This window comes from Bradyrhizobium sp. Unk1 (assembly GCF_059512345.1).
In genome coordinates this window covers 144,646-153,109 of record NZ_JCAMOP010000022.1, presented here as the reverse complement: position 1 = coordinate 153,109, position 8,464 = coordinate 144,646, and the positions used below count along the sequence as shown (strand labels likewise).

The 8,464-nt window shown below is 65.9% G+C and carries 10 protein-coding genes and 1 tRNA gene; 8 read left to right on the top strand and 3 right to left on the bottom strand.

The annotated features are described in order from the left end of the window. Positions 1-254: 254 nt before the first annotated feature. Entirely contained in the window at positions 255-854 is a 600-nt protein-coding gene (locus tag AC5ZFO_RS27170) for a hypothetical protein (protein ID WP_282521503.1), read from the bottom strand. Between the two features lie 95 nt (positions 855-949). Between AC5ZFO_RS27170 and AC5ZFO_RS27165 the strand changes: the two genes are divergently transcribed. Further along, a complete protein-coding gene (locus AC5ZFO_RS27165; protein WP_282521504.1) occupies positions 950-1,129 on the top strand; it encodes a hypothetical protein in 180 nt (59 codons plus the stop codon). Between the two features lie 300 nt (positions 1,130-1,429). Here the strand turns inward: AC5ZFO_RS27165 and AC5ZFO_RS27160 are convergent, their stop codons facing one another. Then, a complete protein-coding gene (locus tag AC5ZFO_RS27160) occupies positions 1,430-1,645 on the bottom strand; it encodes a hypothetical protein (RefSeq protein WP_247314200.1) in 216 nt (71 codons plus the stop codon). A 122-nt stretch (positions 1,646-1,767) separates the two neighbouring features. On the opposite strand from AC5ZFO_RS27160, the gene AC5ZFO_RS27155 reads away from it, so the two are divergent. Beyond that, entirely contained in the window at positions 1,768-2,094 is a 327-nt protein-coding gene (locus AC5ZFO_RS27155) for a hypothetical protein (RefSeq protein ID WP_028154397.1), read from the top strand. A 185-nt stretch (positions 2,095-2,279) separates the two neighbouring features. Here the strand turns inward: AC5ZFO_RS27155 and AC5ZFO_RS27150 are convergent. Then, positions 2,280-2,356: transfer RNA gene (locus AC5ZFO_RS27150), tRNA-Pro, on the bottom strand. Between the two features lie 68 nt (positions 2,357-2,424). Here AC5ZFO_RS27150 and AC5ZFO_RS27145 point away from each other — a divergent pair. From AC5ZFO_RS27145 to AC5ZFO_RS27120, 6 genes are all read left to right on the top strand, one after another. Then, positions 2,425-3,414 carry an L-threonylcarbamoyladenylate synthase gene (locus AC5ZFO_RS27145; RefSeq protein WP_282521505.1) on the top strand — a complete coding sequence of 330 codons (990 nt, stop codon included), beginning with the start codon at positions 2,425-2,427 and terminating at the stop codon, positions 3,412-3,414. Between the two features lie 78 nt (positions 3,415-3,492). Further along, complete coding sequence (locus AC5ZFO_RS27140; RefSeq protein ID WP_496122819.1) at positions 3,493-4,920, top strand: FAD-binding oxidoreductase; 1,428 nt, start codon at positions 3,493-3,495, stop codon at positions 4,918-4,920. Further along, a complete protein-coding gene (locus tag AC5ZFO_RS27135; RefSeq protein WP_282521507.1) occupies positions 4,917-5,354 on the top strand; it encodes a GNAT family acetyltransferase in 438 nt (145 codons plus the stop codon). Before AC5ZFO_RS27140 ends, AC5ZFO_RS27135 begins: the two co-directional genes overlap by 4 nt. 20 nt (positions 5,355-5,374) lie before the next feature. Further along, positions 5,375-5,956: an NUDIX hydrolase gene (locus tag AC5ZFO_RS27130; protein ID WP_282521508.1), complete on the top strand. Its 582-nt coding sequence runs from the start codon at positions 5,375-5,377 to the stop codon at positions 5,954-5,956. A gap of 340 nt (positions 5,957-6,296) precedes the next feature. Continuing rightward, on the top strand, positions 6,297-7,226 hold the full coding sequence (locus AC5ZFO_RS27125; protein WP_282521509.1) for a glycine/sarcosine/betaine reductase selenoprotein B family protein: 930 nt from the start codon (positions 6,297-6,299) through the stop codon (positions 7,224-7,226). Between the two features lie 36 nt (positions 7,227-7,262). After that, complete coding sequence (locus tag AC5ZFO_RS27120; RefSeq protein WP_282521510.1) at positions 7,263-8,456, top strand: CaiB/BaiF CoA transferase family protein; 1,194 nt, start codon at positions 7,263-7,265, stop codon at positions 8,454-8,456. Positions 8,457-8,464: the final 8 nt, after the last annotated feature.

The following is an 8,464-nucleotide window of genomic DNA, read 5'->3' as shown; positions in this document are numbered from 1 at the left end:
CCACCGCAAGCCCGGCTCGCGAAACGTGACGACACAAGATCGCCCCTCTTGGTGAGCCGGGATGGGCGACACATACGTCATTCCCGAATTTCGGTAAAGCGGAATATTTTTACGCAAGCAGGTTGACAGCAAGGCGAAACACCCGGGCACGCCACCGTCATTCCGGAGCGCGGCGAAGCGGCGAGCTGTGCTGCGCATTGCCCCGGAATGACGGAGGGAAGAGTGCCACCCCTTCGGCCGCACCCGAACGCGACTTACCAAGCTGCCGAAACCGGCTCGTTGAAGAACATCGTCTGATCGCGCGCAGCCACGCGTGATGGCTGGCGTCGACGGTGCCGCTCCGCGACGCGCTTGGTCGGAATGGCCGGCGCCGCCTGCTTCGGTGCCGCGACAGGCTGCGTCACCATCGCAAGAGCCTGGCGCGGGTTCTTCTGCTCGACCACTGCCGCGGGGACGGCAGGTGCAGGGGCCGGCGTAACCGCCACATCCCTGGTCAGCGGAATTTGCCGCACGCTGGTATCGAACACGATCTTCTCGGGCCAGGTTTGCGCCGAATGAATGCGAGCAATCGACCGGTTCGGCTCTGCCGGAGCGGCGGCGCTCACGGGAGCGGCCATGTATCGATCTACGAGAAGTAGAAGGGCGAGCAGAGCGCCGCCGATGAAGACGAAGTAGCGGATGAGCGGCATGAATTCCCCGATCCCCTCGATGCCGAGGTCTCTGCGGCAACGGGAAAGAATGGCAATCGTTCCGCTGAGGCATCGAGCAACCTCGCCGGGCAAGAACCCGGCGCGCTGGCACTCTCCTTGCTGCTCGTCCGCCAATCCCTCAGACCCGCAGTGGGTCTGTTTCATAGTGAGGCGATCCTATGCAATCGACGTCCCGTTTCGAAGCGACCATCCCGACACAGCTCCACGTCCTGATCTCCGATCTGCGTTGGCGCACGCAAATGCTCGACGCCGACATTCAGGAGGAAGAGCGCAGGGCCGGAATCTCCGATCCAAACAACCTCGCCTACCCGATGCTCGCGCAGAACCTGAGAGCCCGGCGCGACAATATCCAGGTGAGCATCGCAATCCTGGAAAGCCGCATCGAGAAGCGATCAACCGGGTGGCCGAGCGCCGCCTGACGCGGATCGTGCCGGGCCCGACCAGGCAACGCGACGGCATCTACAGAAGGGCGCGGGCGATGGGCGATAGCCCTGTCCGCGCCGGCCAAAACGCTGGAACCCGCGTTGCCCTTTTGCAACGGTTCCCCACCGTCTGAAGCCGGACAAAAGAAACTCCCATTCCAGCCACGAACCCCGCTCACAACGCCGTGAGACTAGCAGGGGAACTACGATGCGTGCACAGCGCGTTTGGAAAGTGAATGGGGCCGCCAGCATCGGGCAGCTCCAATCGAGACTGGACGACCTCAACAAGCGTCTCGGTCAGCTCGAAAGCCAGCATCCGGCGAGCTGGAGGCTCGAAGAACTGAGATCCAGCGCGCTGAGCCTGTCACGCGAGATCGACGACATCCGCTGCGCCGAGGCGACGGCGGCCTTGAGCGAGCTCTTGCGGAAGTAGAGCGTCGGGCGATTCGAGCGACGCGCGAGGAACCAACCTTCCTCGCCGCCATTGCCATGCAGAGCATGGAGCAAAATCATGACCAGGCACCTGACGCGAGCCCATCTCGCGCGCGGGGTGGCCGGCGCGGTGTCCACGCTGGTCCTGTGCGCGACGGCGGCATTCACCATCGCGCACCATTTCGCGCTGTGAGGGATTTCGCATGACGTCCGATCCCGAGGAGTCGGTGAGGCTGCAGGGTTTTGGCGAGATGACGTTGCGCACCGCCGTCGCTACACTGATGGCGCTCGCACCGCGCGAGCGATCCGACGCCGCCATCTTCCGCGTCCGCGACGGCGTGCGTTTGGCTTCGAGCGAGATCGCCGAACTCGCCTCGGACTGGGGCATGACACCGATGGCTGAAGTCAGGTCTCCGAGCCTCGTCCCGGACCAGCACTGGCCGGACATCGTTCGCGGCATGGTGCGCGAGGCGCCACTGCCGGCACTGATGGTGGCGTTCCTGGTGGGCGTGCTGGTGGCGCGGCGGTAGTCTACTGACCTACTGTCCAGCATCGGACCATCGGCCGGCGAATGTAGAGCCATGCCGCCGCGGCAGATGCCCCTGCCCAGCCAAATCGGCCGTGGACCCGCCCCGAAAATCGTTGCAAAAAGGCGCTCCCGAGGCTCTGGCGGCCGGTCCGCCAAGCCTCTGGAAAACGTCGACTTTTGGAAGAATGGTCGGAGTGGCAGGATTCGAACCTGCGACCCCTGCGTCCCGAACGCAGTGCTCTACCGGGCTGAGCCACACTCCGACAAGAAGGCGGCTTATAGCGTCGGGTTTGACGCACCGCAAGCGGCCGGCATGAGGAATTTTGTCCCTGTGAAAACGGGTCTTGAAACGCTGATTTTACCGGCCGGCCAGGCCGGCGCGGAAGCTGCCGCCCGGGTTTTGGCCGCCGGCGGCCTGGTCGCGTTCCCGACCGAGACGGTCTACGGGCTCGGCGCGGACGCCGCCAATGCCACCGCGGTCGCCCATATCTACAGCGCCAAGGGGCGGCCGGCCTTCAATCCGCTGATCGCCCATGTCGCCGACCTCTCAGCCGCGCGCCGGATCGGACGGTTCGACGCGCGTGCGTTGAGGCTTGCGGAAGCGTTCTGGCCGGGCCCCCTGACGCTGGTGGTGCCGAAGACGGACAACTGTCCGGTGGCTGAGTTGGCCACCGCCGGGCTCGACACGGTCGCGATCCGCATTCCCGCCCATCCGGTGGCGGAGGCGATCCTGCGCGCCTTCGGCGGGGCCGTGGTGGCGCCGTCCGCCAACATCTCCGGCCATGTCTCGCCGACGCTTGCGGCCCATGTCGAAAGCGACCTTGCCGGGCGGATCGACCTGATCGTGGACGGCGGGCCTGTTACGGTCGGCGTCGAATCGACCATCGTCGGCTGCTTCGATGCCCCGATGCTGCTGCGCCCCGGCGGGCTGTCCCGCGAGCGGATCGAGGCCGAACTCGGCGCAGCCTTGGCGCGGCCGCCCGTGGAGGCCGAGAGCGACGACAGCCAGCCGCTGGCGCCGGGCATGCTGGCCTCGCATTACGCGCCGCGCGCCAGTGTGCGGCTCAATGCGCGCGATGTGGCCGCGGGCGAAGCGCTGCTGGCGTTCGGCCCCGATCGCCTGCCGGGCCTGGAGGCCGCCGCCGCTGTCATGAATTTGTCGCCCGCGGCTGATCTCGATGAAGCCGCCACCAATCTGTTCGGCTATCTTCGCGCCCTCGATGCGAAGAGCCCGCGAGCGATCGCGGTGATGGCGGTGCCGGAAGAAGGACTTGGCGAGGCCATCAACGACCGGCTGCGCCGGGCCGCGGTCGCGCGATAGCGCATGGTCCGGAAAAGTGTGCAGCGGTTTTCCGATAAGATCATGCGCAAGAGATAAGAGCGAAGAAGAGACAAGAGCATGAACGTCAATAAATCTGCCACCCCGCCGCTTGCGCCCGAGCTGATCGAACAATTCCGCAAGATCGTCGGCGACCGCCAAGCCATCACCGACGCGGCCGACATCGAGGCTTACGTCACCGAGGAGCGCAACCTGTTTCACGGCCGCTCGCCGCTGGTGCTGCGCCCGGGCTCGACGGCGGAAGTCTCTGACATCTGCAAGCTCGCCTCCGCGCACAGAATCGCGCTGGTGCCACAGGGCGGCAACACCGGGCTCGTCGGCGGCCAGACGCCCCACAACGGCGAAGTGGTGGTGTCGCTGCGCCGGCTCGACAAGATCCGCGAAGTCGACACCGCCTCCAACACCATGACCTGCGAGGCCGGCGTCGTGCTCCAGGTCGCGCAGCAGAAGGCAGCCGACGTGGACCGGCTGTTTCCGCTTTCGCTCGGCGCGGAAGGAAGCTGCACCATCGGCGGCAATCTTTCGACCAATGCCGGCGGCACCGCCGCGCTCGCCTATGGCGTCGCGCGCGAGATGGCGCTGGGGCTCGAGGTGGTGCTGGCCGACGGTCGCGTGCTCAACGTGTTGTCGAAGCTGAAGAAGGACAACACCGGCTACAATCTGCACAACCTCTTCATCGGCGCGGAAGGCACGCTCGGCATCATCACCGCGGCCACGCTCAAGCTGTTTCCGAAGCCGCGGGCGGTCGAGACCGCCTTCGTCGGGCTGAAATCGCCGGCGGCGGCGCTGAAGCTGCTGACGATCGCGCAGGGCGAAGCCGCGAACGCGCTGACGAGCTTCGAGCTGCTGTCGGAGATGGCGGTCGACTTCTCGGTCCGCCACGGCATCGACGTGCGCGATCCGCTCGAAGCAAAACATCCCTGGTACGTGCTGATGGAATTGTCCTCCCCCGGCGACGACGCCCGCACGCCGCTGGAGACGATCCTGACCCGCGCCATGGAGGACGAGATCGTCGACGACGCCGTGATCGCGGCCAACCTCACCCAGCGCAACGGCTTCTGGAAGCTGCGCGAGGAGATGTCGTCGGCGCAGAAGCCGGAGGGCGGCTCGATCAAGCATGACATTTCTGTGCCGGTCGCCGCCGTGCCCGCCTTCATCGACGAAGCCAATGCCGCCGTCGTGAAACTGATCCCCGGCGCGCGGCCGGTGCCGTTCGGCCATCTCGGCGACGGCAATCTGCATTACAATGTCAGCGAGCCGATCGGCGCCAACACCGCGGATTACCTGGCGCGCTGGCACGAGATGAACGCGGTCGTGTTCGAGATCGTGCTGCGCATGGGCGGCTCGATCTCGGCCGAGCACGGCATCGGCGTGCTCAAGCGCGACGAACTGCCCGAGGTGAAGGACAGGACCGCGATCGAGCTGATGCGCGCGATCAAGGCGATGCTGGATCCGCAGGGCATCATGAATCCGGGGAAGGTGCTGTGAGCGTCTCCCTTACGATCGATGCGATCACCGACACTGATGTCGAGCCCGTCGTCGCGCTGTGGCAGCGCTGCGGCCTGACGCGGCCCTGGAACGACCCGCATGCCGACATCGCGCTGGCGCGTCGGCGCGACAATTCCACCGTGCTGATCGGCCGCGATGGCGGCGCGATCGTCGCCACCGCCATGGTCGGCCATGACGGCCATCGCGGCTGGGTCTATTACGTCGCGGTCGATCCCGATGGGCGCAAACGCGGCTATGGCCGCGTCATCATGGCCGCGGTCGAGGACTGGCTGCGGCAGGCCGGCATTTTGAAGCTGCAGCTCCTGGTCCGGCGCGAGAACGCGCAAGCCAATGCGTTCTACCAGTCGCTGGGTTTCGAGGAATCGACCTCGGTGATGTTCCAGAAGTGGCTCGACGGCCGCGCCTCCACGTAGATCCCAGCTGGAAGAAAATCATGACCATTTCCGACCGCGTCCGCATCAAGGACGTCCGCGTGCTCTCGGACGGCTGGACCACGCTGAAGACCACGACGTTCGAGTACCAGCGCGCCAATGGCGAGTGGCAGACGCAGCACCGGGAAACCTATGAGCGGGACAACGCCGCCGCCGTGCTGCCGTACAACCGCGCGCGGCGTACGGTGATCCTGGTACGCCAGTTCCGCCTGCCGGCCTTTATCCGCGGCTACGACGATCTCCTGATCGAAGCCGCCGCCGGCGTACTCGACGACGCCTCCCCCGAGGTGCGCATCCGCGCCGAGGCCGAGGAAGAGACCGGCTATCGCCTGCACCACGTCCACAAGGTGTTCGAGGCCTTCATGAGCCCCGGCGCCATCACCGAGAAGCTGCATTTCTTCGTCGCCGAATACGAGCCGGAGATGCGGGTCAGCGACGGCGGCGGCCTCGAGCACGAAGGCGAAGACATCGAGGTGCTGGAGCTCGGCATCGACGAGGCCTTGGCGATGATCGCGGACGGACGCATCATCGACGCCAAGGCGATCATGCTGCTGCAATACGCGGCGCTGCATATTTTCAGGTGACGCGTAAGCTGCCCTCTTCCCTTCTCCCCTTGTGGGAGAAGGTGGCATAGGCGGCCTACGGCCGCCGTTCTTAAGAACGCCGAAGCAAAGCTTCGGCTATGGCGCCGGATGAGGGGTATCTCTCCGCGAACTCCTGGGAGAGTTGGACTCGCGGAAACATACCCCTCACCCGTCTCGCCGCTTGCGCGGCGAGCCACCCTCTCCCACAAGGGGAGAGGGTAAGACGGCGCAAGCGGCTCTCTCAAGCCTGCAATTCTGTCCTGCGCGGCCGCTCTCCCCGTTGAGCAACCCCAAAACTATCTCTAGTCTGGTCCCAACCAAGAACCAGGAGACGCGCCCCATGTCCGCTCCGCGCGACGACGAATTCGGCTTTGCGCCCGACTACGACTCTCCCGTCCCCTATATGCAGCGCACGCGCGAATATTACACCGCGATCGGCTACACCACGCCGTATCGCTGGGCACATTACACCGAGGCGCCGTTCCAGCCGCTGAAGAAACCGCTGTCGCAATCGCGCGTGACGGTCATCACCACGGCTGCGCCTTACGATCCCACCAAGGGCGACCAGGGGCCGGGCGCGGCGTATAATGGCGGGGCCAAATTCTACCAGGTCTATGACGGCGACACCTCGAAGCAGCACGACCTGCGCATCTCGCACATCGGCTACGACCGCAAGCACACCACGGCGACCGACAACGGCACCTGGTTTCCGCTGCCGCAGCTTTTGAAGGCATCTGCCGCAGGCCGCATCGGCGAGGTGAGCCAGCGTTTCTTCGGCGCGCCAACCAACCGGAGCCATCGCGTCACGCTCGACACCGACGCGCCGGAAATCCTGGCGCGCTGCCTCGCCGACAAGGTCGATGTCGCCGTGCTGGTGCCGAACTGCCCGGTCTGCCACCAGACCACCGCGCTGGTGGCGCGGCATCTCGAAGCCAACGGCATTCCGACCGTGGTGATGGGCTGTGCCAAGGACATCATCGAGCATGCCGCGGTGCCGCGCTTCCTGTTCTCGGACTTCCCGCTCGGCAATTCCGCCGGCAGACCGCATGACGTCGCCTCGCAGGCGCAAACGCTCGGGCTGGCGCTGAAACTGCTGGAAAGCGCGAGCGGTCCGCAGACCACGATGCAGTCGCCGCTGCGCTGGAGCGAGGACGCCTCCTGGAAGCTCGACTACAACAACGTCGCACAGCTTTCGCCGGAGGAACTGGCGCGCCGCCGCGCCGAATTCGACAAGCAGAAGGAGATCGCGCGCGGCAACCGCGCCGCCTGACGTCCTCCGACAACAACAAACAATGGGGAGAGCGACGTGACGCGACCGTTCGAGGGTGTGAAGATTCTCGACTTCACGCAAGTGCTGGCCGGCCCCTATGCGAGCTACCAGCTTGCGCTGCTGGGGGCCGACGTGATCAAGGTCGAGCGGCGCGAGGGCGAGGACATGCGCCGCACGCCGCTCAGCCGCGAATGGGCCGAGCGCGGGATCGCGCCGGCGTTCCAGGCCATCAACGGCAACAAGCGCAGCCTGACGCTCGATTTGCAAAAGCCCGACGCCATCGCGATCGTGAAGAAGCTCGTGGCGCAAGTCGACGTCGTCATGGAGAACTTTCGCCCGGGCGTGATGGACAAGCTCGGGATCGGCTATGAGGCGCTCTCCGCGATCAATCCAAAGCTGATCTATTGCGCCGTGTCCGGCTTCGGCCAGACCGGCCCGGACCGCCTGCGGCCCGGCTATGACGGCAAGATGCAGGCGCTGTCGGGCATCATGGCGATCACGGGGCATCCCGAGACGGGGCCGACGCGCGCGGGCTTTGCGGTGTGCGACGTGCTTTCGGGCGCCACGGCCGCATTCGGCGTGTCGAGCGCGCTGTATCAGCGCGACCGCACCGGCAAGGGACAGCTCATTGATGTCTCGATGCTGGAGGCGACGATGGCGTTTCTCTCGGGACAGATCGCGGACTGGTCGGTCGCCGGCCATCGCCAGACACTTTCGGGCAACCAGGCCGTCAGCCGCAGGACCACGGCGAATCTGTTCAGATGCGGCGACGGCCACATCCTGCTCGCCGTCAACAACGAGAAGCAGTATCGCGCGCTGATGTCCGCGCTCGGCCGCGAGGACTCGCTGTCGGACCCGCGCTTCGCCGACTGGTTCGCGCGCAACGAGAACGAGGGCGCATTGCGCGCCATCATCGAGGAGGCTCTGGCGGCGAGGCCTGCGCGCGAGTGGGAGACAATCCTGGAAGATGCCGGCGCGCCCTGCGCCAGCATCTGGAAGGTCGAGGAGGTCATCGATCATCCGCAAATCCAGGCCCGCGGCGCAATCCAGGAGCTGGATACGCCCTACGGCCGCCTGCGCTTTGCCGGCAGCGGCTTCAAGCTCGCCCATGGCGGCGGCCGGCTGGACCGGATGGCGCCGGAATTGGGTGCGGATACGGATGCGGTGCTGGGTGAGCTGGGATTTGATGCAGCGGAGATCGCGGCGCTCAGGGCAAAAGAGATCGTGTGAGAGCGGTG

Excerpts from the sequence above, each read along its gene's own strand:
- AC5ZFO_RS27170 (WP_282521503.1), bottom strand. The coding sequence starts at position 854 with ATGAAACAGACCCACTGCGGGTCTGAGGGATTGGCGGACGAGCAGCAA.
- AC5ZFO_RS27165 (WP_282521504.1), top strand. The coding sequence starts at position 950 with ATGCTCGACGCCGACATTCAGGAGGAAGAGCGCAGGGCCGGAATCTCC.
- AC5ZFO_RS27160 (WP_247314200.1), bottom strand. The coding sequence starts at position 1,645 with ATGATTTTGCTCCATGCTCTGCATGGCAATGGCGGCGAGGAAGGTTGG.
- AC5ZFO_RS27155 (WP_028154397.1), top strand. The coding sequence starts at position 1,768 with ATGACGTCCGATCCCGAGGAGTCGGTGAGGCTGCAGGGTTTTGGCGAG.
- AC5ZFO_RS27140 (WP_496122819.1), top strand. The coding sequence starts at position 3,493 with ATGAACGTCAATAAATCTGCCACCCCGCCGCTTGCGCCCGAGCTGATC.
- AC5ZFO_RS27130 (WP_282521508.1), top strand. The coding sequence starts at position 5,375 with ATGACCATTTCCGACCGCGTCCGCATCAAGGACGTCCGCGTGCTCTCG.
- AC5ZFO_RS27125 (WP_282521509.1), top strand. The coding sequence starts at position 6,297 with ATGTCCGCTCCGCGCGACGACGAATTCGGCTTTGCGCCCGACTACGAC.